This is a genomic window from Acrocarpospora sp. B8E8 (genome assembly GCF_039871605.1).
In the GTDB taxonomy this organism is placed as follows: Bacteria; Actinomycetota; Actinomycetes; order Streptosporangiales; family Streptosporangiaceae; genus Acrocarpospora; species Acrocarpospora macrocephala.
Window position 1 is genome coordinate 46,046 of record NZ_JBDPLV010000002.1, and the last position, 24,298, is coordinate 70,343.

At 67.3% G+C, this 24,298-nt stretch carries 16 protein-coding genes; 7 read left to right on the top strand and 9 right to left on the bottom strand.

The features are described from left to right. Positions 1 to 20: 20 nt before the first annotated feature. Together ABGB08_RS02940 and ABGB08_RS02945 are read left to right on the top strand one after the other, a co-directional pair. Positions 21 to 1,991: an alpha-amylase family protein gene (locus ABGB08_RS02940; RefSeq protein WP_347585924.1), complete on the top strand. Its 1,971-nt coding sequence runs from the start codon at positions 21 to 23 to the stop codon at positions 1,989 to 1,991. A gap of 54 nt (positions 1,992 to 2,045) precedes the next feature. Continuing rightward, positions 2,046 to 6,509 (top strand): glycosyl hydrolase family 98 C-terminal domain-containing protein, encoded by a 4,464-nt coding sequence (locus tag ABGB08_RS02945; protein WP_347585926.1) that lies wholly within the window; start codon positions 2,046 to 2,048, stop codon positions 6,507 to 6,509. Between the two features lie 68 nt (positions 6,510 to 6,577). Here ABGB08_RS02945 and larE read toward each other — a convergent pair whose 3' ends face one another. The 3 genes from larE to ABGB08_RS02960 are packed head-to-tail and all read right to left on the bottom strand — an operon-like array spanning position 6,578 to position 9,366. Further along, positions 6,578 to 7,384, bottom strand: a complete 807-nt coding sequence (larE, locus tag ABGB08_RS02950; protein ID WP_347585928.1) for an ATP-dependent sacrificial sulfur transferase LarE — start codon at positions 7,382 to 7,384, stop codon at positions 6,578 to 6,580. Beyond that, the gene (locus ABGB08_RS02955; RefSeq protein WP_347585931.1) at positions 7,377 to 8,069 is read right to left on the bottom strand and encodes a FadR/GntR family transcriptional regulator; all 693 of its coding nucleotides are present in this window, start codon (positions 8,067 to 8,069) and stop codon (positions 7,377 to 7,379) included. Before ABGB08_RS02955 ends, larE begins: the two co-directional genes overlap by 8 nt. A gap of 1 nt (position 8,070) precedes the next feature. After that, a complete protein-coding gene (locus tag ABGB08_RS02960; protein WP_347585933.1) occupies positions 8,071 to 9,366 on the bottom strand; it encodes an enolase C-terminal domain-like protein in 1,296 nt (431 codons plus the stop codon). 167 nt (positions 9,367 to 9,533) lie between these two features. On the opposite strand from ABGB08_RS02960, the gene ABGB08_RS02965 reads away from it, so the two are divergent. The 5 genes from ABGB08_RS02965 to larC all read left to right on the top strand — a co-directional run bounded on the left by ABGB08_RS02965 (position 9,534) and on the right by larC (position 14,307). Continuing rightward, complete coding sequence (locus ABGB08_RS02965; protein WP_347585935.1) at positions 9,534 to 10,382, top strand: fumarylacetoacetate hydrolase family protein; 849 nt, start codon at positions 9,534 to 9,536, stop codon at positions 10,380 to 10,382. Further along, positions 10,379 to 11,143, top strand: a complete 765-nt coding sequence (locus ABGB08_RS02970) for an SDR family oxidoreductase (RefSeq protein WP_347585937.1) — start codon at positions 10,379 to 10,381, stop codon at positions 11,141 to 11,143. The genes ABGB08_RS02965 and ABGB08_RS02970 overlap by 4 nt, the downstream gene beginning before the upstream one ends. A gap of 63 nt (positions 11,144 to 11,206) precedes the next feature. Next, the gene (gene larA, locus ABGB08_RS02975; RefSeq protein WP_347585939.1) at positions 11,207 to 12,463 is read left to right on the top strand and encodes a nickel-dependent lactate racemase; all 1,257 of its coding nucleotides are present in this window, start codon (positions 11,207 to 11,209) and stop codon (positions 12,461 to 12,463) included. Positions 12,464 to 12,526: 63 nt separating this feature from the next. Further along, a complete protein-coding gene (gene larB / locus ABGB08_RS02980; RefSeq protein ID WP_347585941.1) occupies positions 12,527 to 13,192 on the top strand; it encodes a nickel pincer cofactor biosynthesis protein LarB in 666 nt (221 codons plus the stop codon). Further along, a complete protein-coding gene (gene larC, locus ABGB08_RS02985; protein ID WP_347585943.1) occupies positions 13,189 to 14,307 on the top strand; it encodes a nickel pincer cofactor biosynthesis protein LarC in 1,119 nt (372 codons plus the stop codon). The genes larB and larC overlap by 4 nt, the downstream gene beginning before the upstream one ends. Positions 14,308 to 14,396: 89 nt before the next feature. Here the strand turns inward: larC and ABGB08_RS02990 are convergent, their stop codons facing one another. The 6 genes from ABGB08_RS02990 to ABGB08_RS03015 form a co-directional block, all read right to left on the bottom strand. Further along, positions 14,397 to 14,633 (bottom strand): ATP-binding protein, encoded by a 237-nt coding sequence (locus ABGB08_RS02990; protein WP_347586427.1) that lies wholly within the window; start codon positions 14,631 to 14,633, stop codon positions 14,397 to 14,399. Between the two features lie 75 nt (positions 14,634 to 14,708). After that, positions 14,709 to 14,888 (bottom strand): hypothetical protein, encoded by a 180-nt coding sequence (locus ABGB08_RS02995; RefSeq protein WP_347585945.1) that lies wholly within the window; start codon positions 14,886 to 14,888, stop codon positions 14,709 to 14,711. 383 nt (positions 14,889 to 15,271) lie between these two features. Next, positions 15,272 to 18,085: a cellulose binding domain-containing protein gene (locus ABGB08_RS03000; RefSeq protein WP_347585947.1), complete on the bottom strand. Its 2,814-nt coding sequence runs from the start codon at positions 18,083 to 18,085 to the stop codon at positions 15,272 to 15,274. Between the two features lie 244 nt (positions 18,086 to 18,329). Continuing rightward, a complete protein-coding gene (locus tag ABGB08_RS03005; protein WP_347585949.1) occupies positions 18,330 to 20,291 on the bottom strand; it encodes a cellulase family glycosylhydrolase in 1,962 nt (653 codons plus the stop codon). Between the two features lie 126 nt (positions 20,292 to 20,417). Continuing rightward, positions 20,418 to 22,808 (bottom strand): glycoside hydrolase family 2 protein, encoded by a 2,391-nt coding sequence (locus ABGB08_RS03010; RefSeq protein WP_347585951.1) that lies wholly within the window; start codon positions 22,806 to 22,808, stop codon positions 20,418 to 20,420. Between the two features lie 340 nt (positions 22,809 to 23,148). Next, complete coding sequence (locus ABGB08_RS03015; RefSeq protein ID WP_347585953.1) at positions 23,149 to 24,171, bottom strand: LacI family DNA-binding transcriptional regulator; 1,023 nt, start codon at positions 24,169 to 24,171, stop codon at positions 23,149 to 23,151. Between the last annotated feature and the right edge of the window lie 127 nt (positions 24,172 to 24,298).

Here is a 24,298-nt window from a genome sequence, read left to right on the forward strand (position 1 = left end):
ATCTCGGGGGTTGACCCATCATGCTGCCCAGGCGCACCGTTCACCTGGACTTCCACACCGGCCCGAAGGTTCCCGCCATCGGCGCCGCCTTCGACACCGGCACCTTCGCCCGCACCTTCGTCGAGGCACACGTCGAGAGCGTCACCCTGTTCGCCAAATGCCATCACGGGCACCTCTACTACGACACCGACCGTCCGGAGCGGCATCCCGGCCTGGCCAAGGACTTACACCTGCTGGAGGAGCAGGTCGAGGCGCTGCACCGAGCCGGGATCAAGGCCCCGATCTACCTAAGCATGGCGGTGGACGAGTACGCCGCCGAACTCGCCCCGGAGTGGATCGCTCTGGAAGCCGACGGCCGGCAGGTCAGGCGCTCCCGGGGGCGGTTCGACCCCGGCTGGTACGTGCTCGACATGTCCAGCCCCTACCAGGACTACTTCACCGACCAACTGGCCGAGGTGCTGACCCACTTCGGCACCGTCGACGGGATATTTCTCGACATGTGCTGGGATCAACCCAGCTCCTCCAAGTGGGCGGTGGACGGGATGCGCCGCGCCGGGCTGAATCCCGCCGACGGGACCGACCGGGACCGGTTCGCGCGGAGGGTCGCCCACGAGTACATGGGCCGCTACCGCGACATGGTCCTGCCGCATCTCGCCGACGACGCGCCGATGAGCATCTGGTTCAACAGCCGGCCCAAGACCGCGCTGGCGGAGGAGATCGGCTTGGTCTCCCACGTGGAGATCGAGGCGCTCCCCACCGGCGGCTGGGGATACGGCTACCTGCCGTACGTGGCCAGGTTCGTCCGGCCCCTGGGGCTGCCTGCCCTGGCGCACACCGGTCGCTTCCACAAGAGCTGGGGAGACAATGGCGGCCTGAAGACCCCCGCGGCCCTGAAGTTCGAATGTGCGCAGATGTTGGCCTACGGCCTGACCGCCGGGGTCGGCGACCTGCTGCACCCGAGCGGACGGCTCGCCCCAGAGACCTACACCCTGGTCGGCGAGGCATACGCCTACCTCAGGCAGTGTGAGCCGCACGTCGAGGGCGGTGCGCACGTCAAGGAAGTCGCCGTGGTCATGGACCCCCGGCTCGGCGACGACCCCGGCCCGGCCGGCACCGGTGTGGTCAAGGCGCTGCAGCAACTCCGGCTCCAGTTCGACGTGATCCCATTGGACGCGGCCCTCACCGACTACCGGGCCGTGGTCGTTCCCGAGGCGACACCCGTCTCGCCCGAACTCGCCGCCCGGCTCCGGCACTTCACCGACGCGGGCGGAGCGCTACTGGTGAGCGGTGCTGCCGCCGCGGCCGCCGACATCGAGGGCGTGCGACTCCACGAGGGGGAGCCCCTGGAAGGAACGTTCCTGCGCCCCGCCGGGCAGGCCGACTCCTTCCCGCACGCGATGTACGAACCGACGCTCAGATTCACCGCGGCCGACGGTGCCGACGTGCTGTACGACGTCGTCGAGCCCTACTTCGCCCGCACCTGGGACGCCTTCAGCGGCCACGACTACACCCCGGTCGGAACCGGGCAGCCGCGCTACGCGGCGGCGATCGTCACCGGCCGCACGGCCGTGACCGCGGCGCCCATCTTCACCGCCTACGGCAGGCACGCCCCGCTCGCCTATCTGCGGATGCTGGCGGAGATCTTCGATCGGATCCTCCCGGACCCGATCCTGCGGACCGGCGGACCCTCCCACCTGGAGGCCATGGTCGTCGACACTCCGGACGCCCGCGTGGTGCACCTGCTCAGCTTCCTGGCCTCCCGGCAGGCCGAGGGACTCAGCCCGATCACCTTCGAGGTGGAGGGCATCGATCTCATGCGCGACCCATTCCCGCTGGTCGGGATGGAACTCGCGGTGAGGTCCGAGGCCCCGCCCAGCGCCGTCCGGCTCGAACCGCACGGTCAGGACCTGTCCTTCACCTACGAGAACGGATACGTCCACACCACGGTCGACGTCCCGGACGGCCACGGCATGGTCGTGATCAAGACCTGAACCGCTCCGCTTGCATTCCCCCCGTGCCCCCCAATCATCTCTAGTGGAGGAAGAATGCCCTCTTCTGCATTACGGCGGCCACCCCAGTACCTCCGAGGACTTCTCCTCGCGTTACTGGTCACCTGGATCGGAGTCTCGCCCGTCACGCTTGCCCAGCCCGCGGCGGCGGCAGGCGGTGTCGTCGACGCGCCTCTCCGGTTGACCATTGACAACAAGAATCCGCTGCTCATCACCCAGCTGCTGATCGGCTACAACTTCGGCCAGGATCCCGGTTTCCGGCGTGACCTCAACGAAGGCTGGAACATCAAGCAGGCGTGGGCCGCCCTGCCCGACGAGCTCAAGAGGCACACCGCGTTCGTGCTGCACCCCGGGCACAACCGGTGGGCCGACGCCAGTCCGGCCGTCACCCGCCGATGGGTGGAGGACAACCTCGCCGAAGGGCGGGACCTCGGCATCCCGATGCTCGTCCTGTGGGGTGAGTCCCCGACCGCTCCCGCCGACAGGTACGAGTGGATCGAGAAGCTGTACCAGACGTATCCGAACTTCGCCGGAACGGTCGTGTCGGAACTGACGAACACCCTGAATGACCTGCCGAAGATCCTCGAGCTGGCCAACCGGTACGGCGGGTTCCACATCCTCGGTTCGATGGAGGAGGCCAACCTCCTCGGCGCCAAGCTGGAGGACCCGGCGTTCTGGGGCAGCCTCACCCGGTACTCCAAGAACTTCATTCTCGATCCGAAGAACATCCACGAGAACTTCGACACCGCCAACGCGCAGGCGCTCGGCGCCTGGATGGCCGGTGCGGTGGGCAACTGGGGGCCGTACTTCGACGGCTACGCCTACTACGGGTGCAACGTGTTCGGGCAGGGCAGCAGTGGATCGCTGAGCCGCGGCGACCGGTGCTCCAGATCGCAGCCCGAGACGGTCTACGCGATGGCGATGCTGGACCAGTGGCAGAACGGCGCGACCATCTTCCACCTGGAGAACCACCTCGACACCCCGGCGCCGAACAACCTCTACACCCCGGCGTTCTACCAGTCCGTGCTTCCCGCGATGCGGTACATGCTGACGCACGCCGGGCCCACCAAGGACGAGGTCATCGCCAAGACCAAGGTGGCGTTCTCCGAACGGGAGGGCACCATCGGCTCGCTGTCGGACACCGTGTCCGCACGCAATGCCCGCACCACCTTCTACGACCTGTACGAGAAGGTGCCGGACGCCCTCGGCAGCCAGCAACTCTGGTACTACCTGCGCTCCTCCGGCCGGTACGGAATCATCCCCCGGCTGCCCAAGCTGACCGGACAGGACGTTATCGACAAGATCGGCACCGTGCTGACCAAGTCGACCTACAACGCGCAGCTGATCTCCGGTGACGCGAAGAAGGCCTTCTTCGACGAGCGCTACCCCAAGATCTCTTCCGGCGACGCGTTCGCCCAGCAGTGGAGCGGCCATTGGCTGGTCTACAACTCGCGTTACTGGGACAACGTCAACCAGGACGCAGCCCTCCACCTGAACGGCAAGACGTTCACACAGGTGGACATGCCGGAGATGACCCCGCACACGTACGCGATGCTCGACGAAGGCGATCAGAAGCTGTCGGTGCTGGTCGACAACTACCGATCCGACCGCAGCCAGGACCTGCTCCGCGACGGCGGCCGGCGGGACATGGAGTTCATCCGCAACTACCCCAAGTACGCCTACGTGCCGAACGCCGCCGACGACGCGCTGCGTACCACGAAGATCCAGGTGCACGCCACCGTCCAGCCGGTGCTCACCATCTCCGGCTACGACGGACAGTACACCTACACCCAGGAGTGGAACGCCCGCACCGGCGTCTACACACTGACCCTGCGGCACAACGGCGTGGTGCAGTTCGACCTCGCCACGAAGCCGGACGACAAGGGCTGGACCCACGTCGACGGCCAGGACGAGCGGATCGTGAAGGAGCCCGGTGCCCGGGAGTTCACTTTCGACGGCACCTCCATCCAGTGGGTGGCGCCGGAGAATGACAAGGGCACGATGAAGGTGTCGATCGACGACGTGCCCTACGGCACCGTGGACGTCGCGCCCGGCGGCGTGCTGTTCCGGGCCACCGGGCTGTCCAACGGGCCGCACACGCTGCGCCTGGAGGGCGTCGCCGGGAACAAGCCGCAGATCGAGCGGCTGTCGTACGTGCCGTCCGTCGAGCACATGCTCAGCGGGATCCAGGACAACGACTTCAGCTACGCCACGGCGGCGCAGGACCAGAACATCGTGTTCGGCTCCGACAAGTGGCGGGTCGCGGACGGCCAGCTGAAGCTGCTGCCCTATGTCTTCCCGTTCTTCGGCGACGTGTCGGTGTACAACACCAACATCACCGCGGCCGACGTGGTGTACGAGGCCAAGATGACCTTGCTCAAGGGCACCACCGGTCAGCTCATGCTGCGCGCGAACGACAAGGACAAGACCAGCTACATGCTGCGGCTGGACCCGAACCGCGTGGGGGAGGGGGAGCGTGCCGCGGCCACCAACGCCGACGTGCAACTCATCCTCGACCACGCCACCACGATCGCCACCAACACCTCGATCGATCTGATCAGCGGCCGCCAGTACGCGGTACGGTTCCAGGCGATCGGGGACCAGATCAAGGCGTGGATCGACGGCGCCTTGGTGATCGACTACACCGTGAACGCGAGCCAGCGCCGGCCCGCCGGATACACCGGGATCCGGATCGCGCAGCGCAACGGCGGCGGGCTCGGCGACTTCGTGCTCCTCGACGACGTGCGGCTGACCGACCCCGCCGGGGCCGAGCTGTACTCCACCGACTTCGCCGACTGGAACGCGGCCCTAGGCTGGATCACCGAGGGCGCGCTGGTGTTCGGCGCCACCGACACCCGCTCCAGCTTCAACTTCCCGTGGCAGTGGCAGCCGTCCGGCGGCGCCTGGAAGGTCGTCAACACCGGTGCCTTCACCAGCGGTGAGACCGGCTACTACACCGGTGCCACGGAGGAGAAGGAGGGCCTGGTCACCGCGGGCGGCGAGGCCGGCTGGGCGTCCGGCGACTACCTGTACTCCTCGCAGCTGCGCGTCGACGACGGGCGCAGCGCGGGCCTGGTGTTCCGGGTCCAGGACGCGGACAACCTCTACCGGGCCGCCATCGACGTCGACACCCAGCAGGTCGCCCTCGACAAGCGGGTCGGTGGCCTATGGAGGAGGGTGGAGAAGGCGCCGTCCCCGGTGCCGCTCACCACTGGCCGATGGTACGCGGTGAAGGTGAGCGCACGCGGCGAGCTGCTCACGGTGACCGTGAACGGCGAGCAGGCGCTCAGCGCCCAGGATGGCACCTTCTCCGGCGGCGGCATCGGCTACTACCTGGACAGGCGGAGCAAGGCCGCCTTCGACGACGCCCGCGTGGCGGCGGTGCCGAACGCGCCGGCCGTCGGCCCGGCCGCCGTCTCGGTCATCGCCGGGGACGACCTCGCGGAACGGCACATCGTCGGCTACGACGTGACCGGCGTCAAGACCGCCAAGGACAGCCAGCCGACGCTGCCGGAGCAGGTCACCGCGATCTTCTCCGACAGGACACGGGACAAGGTCGCCGTGACCTGGCCCGCAATCTCCGCCGACCAGCTCGCGATCGCCACCACCCCGTACGCGGACGGACAGACCCGCGGAAAGTTCACCGTCGAAGGCACGGTCGAAGGCACGGACCTCAAGGTCCCCGTCCTGGTGACGGTCATGCCCAAGCTGGCCTCGCCGCTCGCCACGAGCCTGGTCTACAACCCGGACACGCCCGCCCTCCCGGCGCAGACGTTCCCCAACGCGCGTTTCGACGCGGGCGGCGGTGTTACCTTCACCCGGTTCGCCTACGTTCGCTGGGACCAGGCGATCACCGGGGACAAGGACCAGACTCTGACGGGCACGATCGCCGACCACCCCTGGGAGAAGGCCACCGCGACGGTCACCATCAACGTCAAGCCGCCGAACCTGGCGCTGAACAAGCCGGTGACCGCCTACGGCCAGACCTCGAACGTGAACAGGACGCCGGCCAAGATGGTCGACGACGACGCGACGAGCGGCTGGTACTCCGGCGGCGCGACCGACGGAGCCTTCTCCGACGGCAACTCCGGCTCCACCCAGGGGTCGCTGTGCACATGGGCCTACGTGGACTTGGGGTCCGACCAGAAGATCGGGTCGTACTCAGTCCAGTTCGGGGAGAATCTCGCCACCTACGACGCGATGTACAACTCGCCGTTCCAGATCCAGGTGCTCTCGCAGGCCCAGGCCGACGCCCACACGGCCGCCGAGCGCAACTCCAGCATCTGCACGCGGCTGAGCGGCGGCAACGGCTACCCGACCGTCACCGCCGACAAGGACATCTGGGCGACCGTCTCGTCGGGCCTCGGATCGGCGACGTCGGAGACCTACCCGCTCGCCCAGCCGGTCACCGCCCGGTATATCCGGGTGTTCTCCAACGAACCGCTCACCGCGCACCGGTACGGCGCGGCGGTCTTCGACTTCGAGGTATACGGACAGTGATGACCACCGGCTGATCAAAGACAGGTACGGCGTGCTCCGCGATCGCGGCGCACGCCGTACCTGTCGGTTCAGACAAGCAGGGGAAGCAGGGCGTTGAGCCGTCCTGAGGCGAAGCCCGACAGGTCCAGCGAGCAGAAGGTGAATCCGGCGCCGCGTACCTGGGCGTCGATCCTCTCGCGCAACTCGCTCGCCCGGGCGATCTCCGTGACCGGGACCTCGACCCTGGCCAGCGTGCCGCCCGAGTGGGCGCGGACGCGGCAGACCGGAAATCCAAGTTCGCGCACGGCCGCCTCGGCGATCTCGACCCGGCGGAGGATCTCCGGCGTGACCGGATCGCCGTAGCTCACCCGGGAGGCGAGGCAGGGCGCCGCGGGCTTGTCCGCGGTGATCAGGCCGAGCTCCTGGCTGAGCGCGCGGACTCCGGCCTTGGACAGCCCAGCCTCGACCAGTGGGGCGATCGCCGCGCGCTCATTCGCCGCGCGCAGGCCGGGGCGGTGGTCGCCTAGGTCGTCGAGATTGGTGCCCAGGGCGATCTGGGCGTCCATCGCTCGGGCCAGTGGGGTGAGCGCGTCGAACAGCGCCGACTTGCAGTGGTAGCAGCGGTCCCGGCCGTTGGCCGTGTACTCGGGGCGCTCGCCCTCGTCGGTGCAGACCTCGATCTGCGCCAGGCCGTGCTCGCGGGCGAAGGCCTTGGCCGCCGCCCTCTCGATGGCGGCGAGGCTGGGGGAGACCGCAGTCGCGGCCACCGCCCGGGCCCCGAGCACGTTGGTGGCCACCACGGCCAGCAGCGCCGAGTCCACGCCGCCGGAGTAGGCGACCACGACCGCGTGCTCGCGGCTCAGCCGCTCGGTCAGCCGGTCCAGGTTCTCACTCATGTGTCGCCTCCACGAGAGCGTCCTCGACGCCGAGGATGTGCACCGCGGCGTGCAGTCGCGCGCGTTCGGTGTCGCCGGCGCGCAGCGCCTGATAGATGAGTCGGTGCTCGCGCAGGGTGCGCTGTACCGCGCCGGGATCGGTCATGCCGCGCCACACTCTGGCGCGGACCGTCCTGCCGGACATGTTCTCGATGACCGCGGCCAGGACCGCGTTGCCGCAGCGCGAGCTGATCAGGGAATGGAAGCTCTGGTCGATGTCGACGAGACCGTCGTGGTCGACCGGGCTCTGGCCGGCGAGACGCTCAGCCCGCGAGAGCAGCTCGTCGAGCCGCGCCAGCTCCGGCTCCGGCATCCGGGTCGCGGCGAGCGCCGTGGCCTCCGGTTCCAGCAGCCGGCGAACATGCAGGAAGTGCTGGGCCTCCGCGTCCAGATGCAGGTCCGCGACGAAGCTCAGGCCGTCGAGCAGCAGGCCAGGAGAGAGGCTGGTGACGTAGGTGCCGTCACCCTGCCTGGTCTGGAGCACGCGCATCGTGGTCAACGCGCGGACCGCCTCCCGCAGCGTGTTGCGGGAGACGCCGAGCTGGTCGGCCAGATCCCTCTCGACGGGAAGCTTCTGGCCGGGGAGTAGCTCGCCGTCGACCAGCATCTGCTTGACCTTCTCGATGGTGGCTTCGATGACGCCCATTTCAGACTCCCTGTGACCAGTACCGGCCGTCAGGGTAGCGGTAGGTGTCGACGGACTCCTGGTGCATCCGCGTGCTGTAGCCCGGAAGCTCCGGCAGCCGGTACCGGCCGGCGTCGATCCTGACCGGGTCGGTGAAGTGCTCGTGCAGATGGTCGACGTATTCCAGCACGCGGCCGTCCAGGGCGCCGCTGACGCAGACATAGTCCACGACGGACAGATGCTGGACGATCTCGCACAGGCCGACCCCGCCGGCGTGCGGGCACACGGGGACACCGAACTTGGCGGCCATGAGCAGGATCGGCACTATCTCGTTGACCGATGCGAGGCGGCAGGAGTCGATCTGGCAGAAGTCGATGGCCCCGGCCTGCAGGAGTTGCTTGAACATCACCCGGTTGTGCGCGTGCTCGCCGGTGGCGACCCCGACCGGGGCGACCGCCTGGCGGATCCGCGCGTGGCCGAGGACGTCGTCGGGGCTGGTGGGCTCCTCGATCCACAGCGGGCCGAACGAGGCGAGCCGGTTCACCCAGGCGATGGCCTGCGGAACGTCCCAGACCTGGTTGGCGTCCATCATCAAGGTCCGCTCGCCGAGCTCCTGGCGGGCGATCCCCAGCCTGCGGACGTCATCCTCCAGGTTGGCGCCGACTTTGAGCTTGACATGTGTCCAGCCTTCCTCGACCGCCTCCTTGCACAACCGCCGGAGCTTGTCGTCGGAGTAGCCGAGCCAGCCGGGCGAGGTCGTGTAGGCCGGATAGCCGTGTTCGGCCAGCTCCGCGATGCGTTGCGCCCGGGTGGGGGCGAGCCTCTCCAGCATCTCGACGGCCTCGTCCGGGGTGATCACATCGGTCAGGTAGCGGAAGTCGCACGCGGCGACGAGCTCGGCCGGGGTCATGTCGCTGACCAGGCGCCACAGCGGTTTGCCCGCACTCCTGGCGGCCAGGTCCCAGGCGGCGTTGAGGACGGCGGCGGCGGCCAGGTGCACCACGCCCTTCTCCGGCCCCAGCCAGCGCATCTGGCTGTCGGACATGATCTCGCGGTACAGGCCGCCCAGGTCTGAGGTGATCTTGCCGACATCCCGGCCGAGTAGGGGCGCGGCGATCTGCCGTGCCGCGGCCACGCACAGATCAGTGCCGCGTCCGATCGTGAAGGTCAGCCCGTATCCCGTGTGGCCGGTGTCGGTGCCAAGGATGACGTACGCGGCCGAGTAGTCGCCGTCCGGGTTCATGGCGTCGGAACCGTCAAGCGTCGCAGAGGTGGGGAACCGAACGTCGATGACATCGACGGAGGTGATGGTGGGCATCGGCCAAACTCCCAAGATTAACCCGATGAATATGACGGACGGTAAGACTGTCAGAGAGGGAACGTCAACCCGATCATGGCTAAGAGGAGCTACTTTACGCGCAACGGCATATTGTGCCAGGCTAACTACGTGCTGGAAAGATTGGGTGAATCCTTGAAGGGGTCAACATGAGATTGCTCAGGGTGGGGCCTCCGGGTAGTGAGCGGCCCGCGGTCATCGGCCCGGACGGCCGGGTGCTGGACCTGTCCGCGCTGACCGCCGACATCGACGGGGCCTTCCTGTCCGGTGACGGCGTCGCCCGAGTCCATGCCGCCGTCGCCGCCGGAGCGCTGCCCGAGACCGGGCCGTACGAGCGGATCGGCGCGCCGATAGCCCGGCCCGGAAAAATCGTCTGCATCGGGCTGAACTACTCCGACCACGCCGAGGAAACCGGTGCCGAGCCGCCGACCGAGCCGGTCATGTTCCTCAAGGCGTCCAACACCCTGGTCGGTCCTGACGACACGGTCCTGGTGCCGCGCGGCAGCGTCAAGACCGACTACGAAGTCGAACTGGCTGTAATCATCGGAAGGACCACGCGCTACCTCGGCAGCCCGGCGGAGGCCGCCGATGTGATCAGCGGCTACGCGATCGCCAACGACGTCTCCGAGCGCGAGTTCCAGAACGAACGCGGCGGCCAGTGGGACAAGGGCAAGTCCTGCGAGACCTTCAACCCGCTCGGACCGTGGCTGGTCACGCCGGACGAAGTCGGCGATCCGCAAGCGCTCGGCCTGCGGCTGTGGGTGAACGGCGAGCTACGCCAGAACGGCGACACCAAGAACCAGATCTTCGACGTCCACCACGTGATCTGGTGCCTCAGCCAGTTCATGGTGCTCGACCCCGGCGACATCGTGAACACCGGAACCCCGGCTGGGGTGGCGCTCGGACGCGGTCCCGGGGCTTATCTGCGTTCAGGCGACCTCGTCGAGGTCGAGATCGACGGCCTCGGCCAACAGCGGCAGAAGGTGGCGCAGGCATGAGCGCCGAGTTCGCCGACTTCGAAGACCTGGTGGCGGTGGTCACCGGCGGCGCGTCCGGTATAGGACTCGCCACCGCCTGGGAACTGTCTCGGCGCGGCGCGCAGGTCGCCGTACTTGACGTACGGCCCGAGGTGCCTAAACCGCTGACCGGGTTCGCCTGCGACGTCACCGATGACTCCAGCGTCCGTACGGCCGTCGCCGGAGTCGCCGATCGGTTCGGCCGGATCGACGTGCTCATCAATAACGCCGGCATTGGCGCGCAGGGGACCGTCGCCGACAACGCCGACGCGGAGTGGCTGCGCGTGTTCGACCTCAACGTGGTCGGCATCGCCCGCGTCACCCGGGCGGCACTGCCACACCTGCGGCGCTCACCGTCGGCGTCGATCGTCAACACCTGCTCAATCGCCGCCACGGCCGGGCTCCCTCAACGGGCGCTTTACTCCGCGTCCAAAGGCGCCGTACTGGCGCTGACTCGGGCGATGGCCGCCGATCATGTCCGCGAGGGGATCCGCGTCAACTGCGTGAACCCCGGCACCGTGGACACCCCCTGGATCGAACGCCTCCTCGCCGCCGCTCCCGACCCTGCCGCGGAACGGGCTGCGCTGTGTGCCCGCCAGCCGCATGGGCGGCTCGTCACCGCCGCAGAGGTTGCCGCGGCTGTCGCCTACCTGGCCGGTCCCGCTTCGGGTTCCACCGTCGGCGTCGAACTGCCCGTCGACGGTGGCATGGCGGGCCTGCGCCTGCGGCCCTCGGCTCCATGAGGAACAGCCATCAGATGCCCGCCCCGGGGGAACTCTGGGCTGACGCGAAGGACACAGGAATCCATGCTGGTTGATCTGGCGTACGGCCGCACCGGCCTGGCCGTGGAGCTTCCCGCCGACCGCACCACGGTGATCACACCTACGGTACGGCCAGCCGTACCGGACGAGATGGCGGAACTCCGCCGAGCCCTGCGCGAACCCGTCGCCGGTCCGCCGCTGCGCGAGCGGGTGCGGCCCGGACAAACCGTCGCCATTTCCGCCTGTGACGGCACCCGGCCGCAGCCCCGGCACCTGATGATCCCCGCGATCCTGGACGAGCTTGACGGACTGGTCGACCTCGACGACGTGGTCATCCTGGTCGCCACCGGCACGCACCGAGGCAACACCGAAGCCGAGCTTCGGGCGATGTTCGGCGATCAGGTCGCGGACCGTGTGCGCATCGTCAACCACGATGCCCGCGATCCGGACAGCCTGATCTGGATGGGCCACCACGGTGACGGGGTCCCGGTATGGCTCAACCGGGAGTGGGTGCGGGCCGACGTGAAGATCACCACAGGTTTTGTGGAACCCCACTTCTTCGCGGGATTCTCCGGCGGTCCCAAGCTGGTCGCTCCAGGCCTGGCGGCGTTGGAGACCGTGTTGACTCTGCACGACGCCGCGCGCATCGGCAATCCGAAGGCCACCTGGGGAGTCACCGTCGGCAATCCCGTCCACGACGACGTCCGCGCCATCGCCCTCGGCACGGGCGTCACCTTCGCGCTCGACGTGGTGCTCAACCGCGAGCAAAAGATCGTCGAGGCGTTCGGCGGTGACTTGCCGCCCATGCACGCGGCAGCCACCCGCGCCGCCCGCCGCACGGCGATGCGGCCCGTCGAAGCTCCCTTCGACGTCGTGATCACCACGAACGCGGGCTTCCCGCTGGACCAGAACCTCTACCAGTCCGTGAAGGGCATGAGCGCGGCCGCCCAAGTGCTCAAGCCCGGCGGTGTCATCATCTGCGCCGCTGAATGCCGTGACGGCTTTCCCGACCACGGCTCCTACCGCGACGTGCTGACCTCTGCGGGCTCGCCTCAGGCGCTGTTGGAGGAGATCTCCGGGCGTGCCGTGACCGTGCCCGATCAGTGGCAGGTGCAGATCCAGGCCCGTATCCAGATCGCCGCCCGAGTGATCATGCGCACCTCCTTCCTGTCCGGGACTGAACTGGCCACAGCCCATCTGGAGCAGACCGGTGACATCTCCGCCACCGTCGCCTCGCTGCCCGGCCGAGTGTGCGTGCTTCCGGAGGGCCCGATGACCATCCCCTACCTCGCGAAGGACTGACGTGCGCCACCACACGCCCACCCATCGACCACCGCTGCCGGCCCTGCACAGCACCCTCCCGTGATGGACGAGACGCTCGACCTGGGCTTCGCTCGCGTGGACATCGGCAGACAATCCCGCCAAGGTCTGCCAGAGATCGTCTACGGACCTGGCAAGCAGGATGCCGAGATCACCGCCATCGTCACCGCGTTGATCGCCCGCAACAGCGGACCCATTCTGGTCACCCGTGTCGAGGCCACCACGGCAGCCGCGGTCCGCGCCGCGATCCCCGGCGGACATTACAACGCGCCAGCCCGCCTGCTCACCTGGCGGAAGATCGGAGACATCGGACATCACATCGCCGTGGTCACCGCAGGCACCTCCGACGGCCCGGTGGCCGCCGAAGCCTCGGCGGTGGCCACCGCCCTCGGAATGCGGGTCACCGAGATCAGGGACGTGGGCGTGGCCGGGATCCACCGGCTGCTGGCCGAGACCGACCGGCTGCGCGACGCCGACACCGTCATCGTCATCGCCGGCATGGAAGGCGCATTGGCCAGCGTCGTGGGCGGCCTGGTGGAGGTGCCGGTGATCGCCGTTCCCACATCCGTCGGATACGGCGCGGCGCTGGAGGGCGTCACCGCGCTCCTGGCCATGCTGACCTCGTGCGCCGCTGGGCTCACCGTGGTCAACATCGACTCCGGATTCGGCGCCGCTCTCGCGGCATATCGTCTGACCAGGGTGTCCTCATGATTCTCTACCTGAACCCCTTCACCGGTCTGGCCGGAGACATGTTGCTGGCTGCCCTGCTGGACGCGGGATCGCCCATCGAAGCCGTACGACAGGCAGTCACCGCGACCGGCCTGACCGGCTGGAGCCTCCGGGCGGAGAGAGTGCGCAGCGGACCGCTGATGGCCACCCGCGTCCGGATCGATGTCGACGACGACGCTACCGAGCGCCCCGCCTCGGTGCTGCGCGAAATTGCTGCCAGAGCTGGCCTGCCACTCGCGGACGCGGCGCTGGCAGCGATAGCAGAGGCGGAAGGCGCCGTGCACGGCATGCCCGCCGCCGATGTCCACCTTCATGAACTGGGCGGGCACGACACGCTGATCGACATCGTTGGCTGCGCCGCGGCCCTGCACGCCCTAGGCGTCACCGACGTACACTGTGCGCCTCTCCCGCTCGGAAGCGGCACGGTCACCACACGCCACGGGCGGCTGCCCGTGCCGGCCCCCGCGACGCTCGCCCTGCTCCACGGGGCCCGTGTGCGCGGCGATGCCATCGCAGGGGAGACGGTCACCCCCACCGGTGCGGCCCTGCTCAGAGCGGCAGGCGCCTCCTACGAGCCGCCGCCCCCGATGACGATCCGGGGCTCCGGCTACGGCACAGGCACCCGGACTCTGCCAGACCGGCCCAACGTGGTGGTCGCCATGCTCGGCGAGCCGCCAGGAGAGGCAACCCGGCAGGTCGTCCTGTCGACCAATGTCGACGACGTGACCGGCGAAGTCCTGGCCCATGTCATCGAACGAGCCCTGGCCGCGGGCGCCGCCGACGCCTGGTCGACGCCCGCGACGATGAAGAAGGGCCGCCCCGCCCACGTCCTCCACGTGCTCGTGGCCCAGGAATTGGCCGACAGCCTGCAGACCCTGATGCTCCGAGAAACCGGCAGCCTCGGCTTGCGCCGCAGCCACGTCGAGAAGCTCGCGCTGCCGCGCAGAACCACCACGGTGAACATCCGCGGCGGCAAGGTGCGGATCAAACACGGCCCGTGGGGTGCCAAAGCCGAATATGACGACCTGGTCAAGCTCGCCGACGTCACCGGCGAACCCCTGCGGCAGCTCGCACGAGAAGCCATCGACGGCCAATGACGCGGTGGTGATGAGGTCGGTGGTGGATTCTGCGCCGACTGCCGCGACGGGGGAGTAGACGCCAGCCGCCCCAGGTGAAGGCCGGGCCTTCATCGTGGCGCGCGGGTCGCGGGGGTCGTGACAGGCAAGGTCAGGACGGCGGCCAGTCCTCCCCGGTTCGAAACGCTCAGATCGAGGGTGCCGCCGTGCAGTCGCGCCTGTTGCTGGACCAGCGCGAGCCCGAGGCCGGATCCGTTGTTACGGGTTTGCGCGCCACGGGCGAAGCGCTCCTCCACGGTTTCCCGCTGGTGGTCCGGAATGCCCGGCCCGTCGTCGGCGACGACGATTTAGGCGTCGCGGGTGGCCATTGCCACCGGTGTGGTCACCGCCGTGGGCAACGTCATGGTCATGCTGACATGTACCTAGCCGGTGGGGTGGCCGTGCAGGGCAGCATTATCCAGCAGGTTGTCGATCGCCAGGCGGACTCCGGCAGGCCAGCCGTGGATGGCGGGGATCTCCTGCACCGGCAGCGACAGCCGGTAGGTTACGGCGGGGTGGCGTCGTCGCGTGTGCTCGACCGCCTGGGCGAGCAGATCGGCCAAGTCGATATCGTGGGGCGCGGGCGTCGCCGCGGACCAGCGTCTGCAGTCCTTCCAGCAGGATGGGGATCCGCTGATGCCCGGCGGCCATGGCGTCCAGGACCTGCTCCCGCTGGCTGGCGGGCAGACCGGAGCCGCGCCGCAGGATCTCCAGGTTCATGCCGAGGGTGGTCAGCGGGGTGCGGAGTTCGTGGCCCGCGTCGGCGGTGAAGCGGCGGGTGGCGTGCATGCTGGTCAACAGCTGGTCGAGCATGGGGTTGAGAGTCGCCGACAGGTCGGCGACTGCGCGCCGAGCTGGAGCACGATCACAGGGCGCCTCCCAGAAAGGGGAAACGCCCTGAGAAGGTGAAAGCTGAGGGCCGGAGCTCCGGCCCTCAGCTCGCTGATTATCCCTTCGTGCAGATGGCGTTGTTCAGCGTGAAGCTCGACGGGACACCGTTCGTACCCGCGATGGAGTAGGCGCTCATGCCGAAGTTGACGGTGCCGCCGGCCGGGATGACCGCGGTCCACGGCTCGTTGACGGCAGTGACCGCCTTACCGCTCTGGGTGGCCCTGGCATTCCACACGCTGTTGATCGTCTGGTTGCCAGGGAACGTCCACTTCAGTGTCCAGCCGTTGACCGCGGCCACGCCGTTGTTTTTGATGGTCACATCGGCGTTGAAGCTGCTTCCCCAATCCGAGATCTTGTACGTCACCGTGCAGGCGCCTCCGGGAGACGGGGACGGGGAGGGAGACGGACTCGGAGACGGGGAGGGAGACGGGGAAGGGCTCGGGGACGGCGACGGGCTCGGGTCCGGAGTGCCGCCGATCGCCGCGGCAGCGCTCTTCAGCACCGTGGCCGTGGTCGACGGGTAGGTGACCCGGAAGCCGTCATAGTCGGGGTAAAGGGAACCGTCCTCCTGGACGCCGGTCAGGATCCAGAAGTTCCAGCCGTCGCCGCCTCCAGTGCGCACCGCGTCAGTCCACGACTGGTAGACCCCGTCGCGCTGGCCCTGGTCCTGGTAGCCGAACTCCTCCAGGATGACGGGCTTGTTGTAGCCGGCGGCGGCGGTGTTGTGGTCCTTGATCCACTGCGTGCCCCAGTCGGCGCTCTTACCCCAGTGGTTGGGGTAGAGGTGGTAGGTGCCGAAGTCGACCTTGGACAGCGAGGTCAGCGCCTCGTGGTCGACGCCCTCACCGGCGTTATAGGCCCAGTCGCTCTGGTTGTTCCGCTTGAGGAAACCCTCGTCGCCGACCGCGACCATGTGGTTGGGGTCGAGGTTCTTGATGTACGTCGACATCTCGCTTGCCCAGTCAATGATCGTCTGGGTGTTGCAGGAGCTGGAGTATCCCAGGTTGCCGTTGGAGCAGCGGGGCTCATTGGCGAGCTCCCAGGCGAAGATGGTCGGATCGTCCTTGTACTTGGTTCCTGTCACGGTGTTCGTGCGGTTGATCAGGGTCGACGCCCAGTTCTTGTACCAGCCCCTGATGGTGGCGTCGGTGTAGAACTGGTCGTGGTACTGCCCGCCACGCCAGCGCACGTACTGGTCCATGCCGCCGAACTCTTTCCAGTTGTTCGTCAGCGTGAGGATCAACTTGACGCTGTGCTGCTTCGCCGAGGCGAGCATGTAGTCGAGCTGTCGCAGCCCCGTGGCCGAGTCGTTCACGACCGGCTTCCCTGTGGCCGGGTCCCAGTACTGCATGTAGTAGCCGTCCTTGTGCCCCACGCCGTCGACATTGGGCACCGACCCGTCCAGCGAGCCGCGGTCGATCATGGTCCACGCGCGGACGACCTTGAGGTTCGTGTCCCGGGCGTCGGCGAAGACGTCATCGACCATGGCGGGCGGCTTGTAGTGCAGGTAGTAGTTGTTCGTGCCGCCGAACTTGAAAGGCTGGCCGTTCAGGACGAAGGAGCCGTTCGCCGCCTTCACGAACGCGCTCGACGATGTGGGGGTGGGCGACGGGGACGGCGAGGGGGACGGGCTGGGGCTCGCCGACGGCGAGGGGGACGGCGAAGGGGAACCGCTCGGGGCAGGCCCGTTCTTGGCCGCCTGACGGTCGGAGTGGTCGCGGAACGCCGCCAACTCGGGAGCGCCTTCGGAGACGCCGAACTTCCCGTCGATGCTGCGGTTCTGGTACCACCAGAAGCCGGTGCCGTCGCCACCGGCCGCCTCGAACTCCTGGAAGATCGCGTTCCACCAGGTGGTGCGGTCGACGTTGTGCGTACTGAATTCGCCCATGTAGAAGGGCTTTCCGACGATGTTGTGGGAGTCGGAGATCCAGGCGCGGATCAGGGCCTTGGTCTCGTTGAGGTCCAGGTCGGCCCATGACTCGGTCGGGTAGGGATGGGCCGAGGTGAAGTCGATGTAGGGCGACTGGTGGATGTAGATGAAGGGGTTTCCCTCATCACCGCCGAACCCGTATCGAGTCTCGTGCCCTTCGAGGCCGGTGCCGAGCATGTGGTTGGGGTCGATACCCTTGACGAAGGCCCCCATCTCATCGACCCACTTGCGCAGCGTGGCCCCGCTGGTGTTCTCGGCCGCGCTGACGTCCTGGTAGCGGGGCTCATTCATCAGCTCCCACGCGAAGATCGTCGGCTCGTCCTTGTACTTCACTCCGCTGTAGTGGTTCGTGCGGTTGAGGACGTAACTGACGTAGTTCTTGTACGACGTGAAGCAGCCAGCGCACTTGGTCTTGTCGAAGAAGGCCGCGCGCTGCGGGTGACCGCCGGACAGCCCTTCCCATCGCAGCCGGGTGTCAATGCCTCCGTACGCCTCCCAGTAGTTCTCGAAGACGGGCAGCAACTTGACCCCATGGCTCTTGGCCGACTGGATGATGTAGTCGAATAGGGCGAACTGCTGCTCGTTGTAGACGCCTTTCTCTGTTTCGAAGCCATGCCAGCTCTCGTGGCTGAAGAGCCAGAGCCGCAGCACACTGACCTTGTCGGCCTTCAGCCGCGCGAATTGCGCGTCGATCAGGCCCTTGTCCATGTACTGCGTCTCGGTGTCGCCCCAGGCGCCGCCGTACGTGAACACGTCGTAGGTATTGGCGCCGCCAAAGAAATACTTGTTGCCGTCGAGGCAGAAATTGACTCCGCAGCGGTAGGCGAAGCCGGCAGGCGCGGCAGAGGCCGTCTGTGGCCGTAACAGGGTGATTCCGGCGGCTGCGAGGACGACCGCGAGGACGAGTGCCCAGACGGTGATGGGGCGCGGGCGCCTCATCGTGGGGGGATGGCCGTTCATGGTGTGCGTCTCCCTGACGAGTTGGGAAAGCCGGACGCGAGGTCCCGACACTCTCGAGTCAAGGGCTGAACCATTTTAGTTTCAATAGTTTTACGGCGGTTAACTGACGATTTCGAAAATTCTGTGGATCGTTCCATAATTGCTAATTCAAAAATGCTCCGAAGAGGGACTCGGTTGGAACCTCGTGCGGACGCCATTCCTCTGGCGTCCGCGCGAGGGGCTGTTATTCAGCTCGGATGTTGTCGATATAGAACGTGCCCGAGCTGGCCCAGACATAAATGCCGCGGATGTCGGTCAGATCCTGTGTGGTGCACGACAGCCCGGAGAGCAGGTCCGCCTCCACCGTGCCGGCGGTCTCCAGATTCTGGTAACCCCACGTCGACTGGCACCAGGTGAAGTCCGGCCCGGTCTGGAAGGCGACGTTGGTCGAGGTCCCGGTCGTCGTGCTGCGCAGATCGAACTTCACGCTGCCCTTGGCCGACAGGTCCAGCGGTTCGGGCAACGTGACGCCGAACCAGCCACCGCCGGTGGCGTCGATGCGCAAACTACCCAGGCCGTCGGTCGCGTGCTGGTCCGACGCCGCCACCGTCCCCGCGTCGGTCTGCCAGCTCGCGGGCGCCCACCCCTGGACACCGTCCTCGAACGAGGCGATGGCTACGGCGGCGCCGGGGTCGGGCTTCACGACGATCGACAGGGTGGCGGCGTTGGAGAGGCGGAGCAGCGTGTCGCGAACCGTGTAGTTCGTGTCGACCTTCCCACTGAACCCGGCGGCCGGACTGAAAGTGATCTTTCCTGACGCCGCCGCGAAGGTGCCCGACGCGGTGACCCGCGAGATCTGCCGCCCCGGCCGACTCGGATCGAGATCGATGCTGTCATCGCGGATCTTGGCCAGGTAGGCGATGTCGTTCGTTGTGACGCCGATGGTGACCGGCGTGTCGAAGGTGGCGACGCCAGTGTCGTTGTCCGCCACCGGCGGGAAGATCGGCAGCTTGCCGCGCATCATGGCGCCGGCGTTGGTGATGGTCTGGCACACCGGGCTGGGACAGTAGACGGTGAAGCCGTCGAAGTCCGGGTACAGAGTGCCGTCGTCCTGCGTCCCGGCCGTCATCCAGTAGTTGAAGCCGTCGCCGCCGCCGCGGATGAAGGCATCGAGCCAGGCGCGGTACGTCGGGTTGCGCGTGGCCTTGTCGAGGAGGCCGAACTCGCCCAGGACCACCGGCTTGCCCAGCCTGCGCGCATCCGATGTGTGTCGTGTGATCCACTTCGTGCCCCAGGCCATGTCCTTGGTCCAGTGGTCGGGGTACAGGTGGAGCGACATGAAGTCGATGCTGGGAAGCGAGGCGAAGGCGAGAGTGTCCACGCCTTCGGAGCAGTCGTCCGTGAAGTCGGTGCCTGAGGCGCTGCAGTAGAAGCCCTCATCGCCGACGCTCACCAGATGACGCCGATCAATCGATTTCACATGCTTGGACATCTCCGCCACCCATGTGTTGAGCTTGGTTGTGGAGCAGGTGGGCGAGGTGGGATAGTTGCCCGATCCCTTGCAACGCGGCTCGTTGGCGAGCTCCCAGGCCATGACGGTGGGGTCGTCCTTGTACTTGATTCCGGTGATGGTGTTGACCCGGTTCAGCAGGTGGTCGACCCAGTCGGCATACCACTCCTTGATGGTGGGATTGGTGTAGAAGTCGTCGTGGTACGTGCCCCGGGCCCACCGAACGTACTGGTCGATGCCGCCGAACGCGCTCCAGTTGTTGATGAAGGGGATGATCAGTTTGATTCCCGACTGCCGAGCCTTCCACAGGACGTAGTCCAGGTGCTCTAGGCCGTCGACTCCATCGTTGTAGGCGGGCTTGGCGCCGTCCCAATATTGGAAATAGACGCCGTCCTCCTTGTGGTGGATCGAGTCGCTTCCATCCTGGTTGCCGATGTCGAGCGAACCCCAGGTGCGGATCACCGAGAGTTTGGCGGCCTTCGCCTTGGCGAAGACATCGTCGACCATCGCCGGTGAGCGGTACATCAGGTAGTAGTTGTTGGTGCCCGCATAACGGAAAGGTTCACCGTTGAGCGTGAACTGCGATCCGTGGCGGGCGACGAAGTCCGACGGGGATGCGGCGGCCGGGGTGGTCGCCGTCACTGTCGAGCCCATGGCGACGACCATCGCGGCGATGAGCCACCTGGTCCATTTCATGAGGGTACTCCTTGGCGGTGCGGGGGGTGAGCAACCAGCGCTGGGCTGGAGGGGGCCAGGGCCGCGGCTCCCAGGAGGCCGGCGTCGCGGCTCAAAGGTGGTGGGACCGATTCGCAGCCAGCACGTTCATCGAGGGCGCTCGTTCACGACGCGCAGCACAGGCGAGCGGACCAGTGCCGCCAGGTCCAGGTCTCGGTCGGTGGTGACGGTAATATCCGCGATCTCGCCGGGGAGCAGTGTCAGCAGCATGTCGTCTACCGTCGCGTGCGGGTCGAGGCGGTCGGGGAAGATCGCCAGGTCGCGCAGGAGCGTGTGTGCGCTCACGGTGACCCTGTAGCCGCTGGCGACCCGGACCACGTGGGTGTCGTATTGAGCGATCGGCCAGTCGATCCGGATGTCCTCGGCGAAGAAACCGACAACACGGTGCTCCTCGACGGAGGCGATGATCAGTTCTGCCGCCGGATCATCCGGTGCGGAGATCGTTCCGGGAAGGGCGATCCGCTGAACGCCCCTGGCGTCCGCGGAAAGCGGCACGATCTCCTTGGCGAGTGGGTCGCCGTCCAACCCGGAGCGGATCACGGTGATCTCGCCCTGCCACGGGTAGGGACTGTCATTGATCGCGGTCACTACGCCGTCGCGAACGGTCAGCAGGCGGTCGGCGTATATGCGCCGGAGGGCGTACCACAAGGGCTTGCGGTGCCCTCCGCCGTCGATGGCCGCCCACGACGTCACTGGCCAGCAGTCGTTGAGCTGCCACAGGATCGTGCCCATGCAATCGGGCATCTGCGCTCGGAAGTGCTCGACGCCATAGGTGATGGCGCGCGCCTGGTTGAGCTGAGTCAGATAGTGCCAGTCATCGAACGTCTGGGGTTCGGGCAGGTGCGACCGCAGGCCTCGCAGCAACTTGGCGTTGCCGTCCTCGGCCTTCTGGTGGTGAAGGACGAGCGGCGCATCGGCGGTGAGTTCACCGCTGATCGACTGGCGCATGACAGCGTATGAGGGTGGCCCTTGAAAGCCGAACTCGGCGACGAAGCGCGGTCGGAGAGTGCCGTAGTGAAGGTAGTCCTGACGATTCCACACGTCCCAGATGTGGATGGTGCCCGTAGACGGGTCATTGGGCGGCAGATTCGGTGCTCCCGAGTACGGCGTCCCTGGCCAGTACGGACGCGACGGATCAAGCTCGGCGACGAGGCCGGGAAGCAGGTCGAAGTAGAAGCCGCCGCCCCAGGTCCGGCCCGCCAGGGTGTCCTGCCATCCCCAGTCGGCGTGGCCCTCGATGTTTTCGTTGTTGCCGCACCAGAGCACCAGACTGGGGTGCGGGCTGAGACGGGCGATGTTCTGCCGGGCCTCGGCCTCCACCTCGCTCCGGAAGGGCTCCTCCTCTGGGTAGGCGGCGCAGGCGAATGGGAAGTCCTGCCAGACCATCAGGCCCAGTTCGTCGGCCAGATCGTAGAAGTCCTCGCTCTCGTACAGGCCTCCGCCCCAGACGCGCAGCAGGTTGACGTTCGCGTCGATCGCCTGGTCGAACCGATCGGCCAGGAGCTCGCGGGTCACCCGCGTGGGAAAACAGTCGGCCGGGATCCAGTTCACGCCTCGGACGAATACCGGCACCTGATTGACCGTCATGGCGAAGGCGTCGCGGTTCAGTTCGATCGACCGGAAGCCGATCATGCGGGTCCAGACCTGGTCGCCCAGTCGTACGACCAGCTGGTAGCGGGCCGGGGAGCCGTGACCACGAGGCCACCACAGAGCGGGTGAGGGCACGGTGAGCGACAGCACTCCTCCCTGGTCGCCGGCCGCCAGGACCATTTGAGCGGACACGCCACCGACCTCGGCGCTGACGGTCACCGGCTCGCCGGTGGCGCCGTCGATCGTGACGTGGACCTCGACGCGTCCGTCCACGCCGTCCCGGCCCGGCTGCGTGGTGACCAACGGCCGCACCTCCGCAAGGCGCGCACCCGTCCAGCTCTCCAGGGCGATGGGCTTCCAGATCCCCGCGGTGACCAGCGTCGGGCCCCAGTCCCACCCGAAGTTACACGCCATCTTGCGGATGAACTGATAAGGCTCCTCGTAGGCTCCCGGCCGGGCACCCAGCGTCTTCTTGTGACGCTCGGCGTACTCGTAGGCGGAATCGAAGATCACGATGAGGTGGTTGTCTCCCTCCTCGAGGAGGTGACGCACGGGGAACCGATACGAGCGGTGCTGATTGGCGGTCCGTGCGATCTCCACCCCGTTGAGGAGCAGCGTGGCCACCGTGTCGAGGCCGTCGCAGACAAGGTCCGTGTTGGCGTGCTCGTCGGGCGACCAATGGAAGATCGTCTCGTACGCCCAGGTGGTACGGCCGATCCAGTCGAGCCTGACCTCGTTGTCGTCCAGGTACGGGTCAGGGATCAGTCCGGCGGCCAAGAGATCGGTATGAACGCACCCAGGCACGACCGCCGGCACGTCGGCGATGGCGACCTCGTCCGACACCGCTGTGAGCGTCCAGCGAGTGTTCAGCAGGTGGGTGGTGGTCACGAAAACTCCTCAGAGGTAGGTCGCACCGTCCGGGGCACTGAGGTTAACGCCTAGGACAAGTTTGACTGAACCGGTATTGCTATCGATCGTCATGCGTGTCGCGCACAACGCGAGATGTTGTGGACGGGGATCATTCCGTCTGAGCTGGCTATATGAGCGTGGTACGTGCTCTCACCCCAGGCACGTAGGGGGCCTCCGCGAAGCGCATCCGCTCTCGCCCGTTCCCTTCCACACTCCATAGCTTAACCGAGTAAGTACACCGAAAGTACGGCTTGGATCATGGTGGTGTCAATGGTCTGTTCCGACATGTCAGGCGGTCGCCCAGGTGTCGCGAGACGGCTCAGGGAGCCTCGTCCAGCCGGCCCGTACTGTCCCGGACCACCAGCTGCGGCACCGGCACCTCGACGTGTGCGGGCCGTTCACCCGCTATGCCGCGGAGAAGGAGTCGAACCGCGCGCCCCCCGTCGGAAACGGCATCCCGGCTCAGCGCGGTGATGGCCGGCCGGACGAGCGCGCAGAGAACCGAGTCGTCCCAGGCGAGGATCGACAGGTCGGCCGGAACCCGCAGGCCGAGCTCCCTGGCCACGCCGAGCCCGGCGACCGCCATGATGTCGCTGTCGTACACGATGGCCGTCGGCCGCGGGCGTGTGATGAGCAGGCGGCGGGTGGAGCGGCCTCCCTCACGAGCCGCCCGCGCGGCCACGACGATCGATGCCGTGATTCCGTCGCGGTCGCACACCGCGGAGAAGGCCTCGATAGCGTAGAAGGGGTCGGAGCGCGTCTCGGGACCACCGATCCGGGCGATGTGCTGATGCCCGAGCGCAGCGAGATGGGAGATCACCTCCTCGCTCGCCAGCACAGGGTCGGTCCACACGTGAGGGGGCACTTCGTGGTGCTCGGGCTGTCCGAGCACCACGGCCTGCATCTCCATTTCGGCCAGCGCGGTCGGCCTCGGATCACCGATCCGCGGATCGCACACGATCACACCGTCCACACGCCCCTCGGCGCGCCATAGGCGGTAGACCTCCGTCTCCTGCGCACCTTCGTCAACGAACTGGAGCACCAGTCCGAAGCCGTGAACGGCAAGCTCACCCTGGATTCCACTGATCAGCCGTCTTCGAACCGCTTCGATCGTCACCATGGCGCCGCGCCGCCGCAGCGTCATGCCGATCGCGTGCGTGCCGGCTCCGCGCAGGGCTTTCGCCGGGACGCTGGAGTGGAAATCGATCTCAGCTGCGATGCGCAGGATGCGCTCCCGGACCGCCTCGGACACGCCAGGTCGGCCGTTGAGCGCGTATGACACCGTCGCGCGGGAGACGCTGGCGCGACGAGCGATGTCGCTCATCGTCACCTGGTCACTCATCGACCCTCCATGCGAAATCGATCCCAGCGCGGAAGCACAATGCTAGACCGGACGATCGGACCCGGATCGCCACTCCATCGGATGTACCTCGCCTCGCCCCCCGGAGACGGGCGCTAAGCTCCCGCGA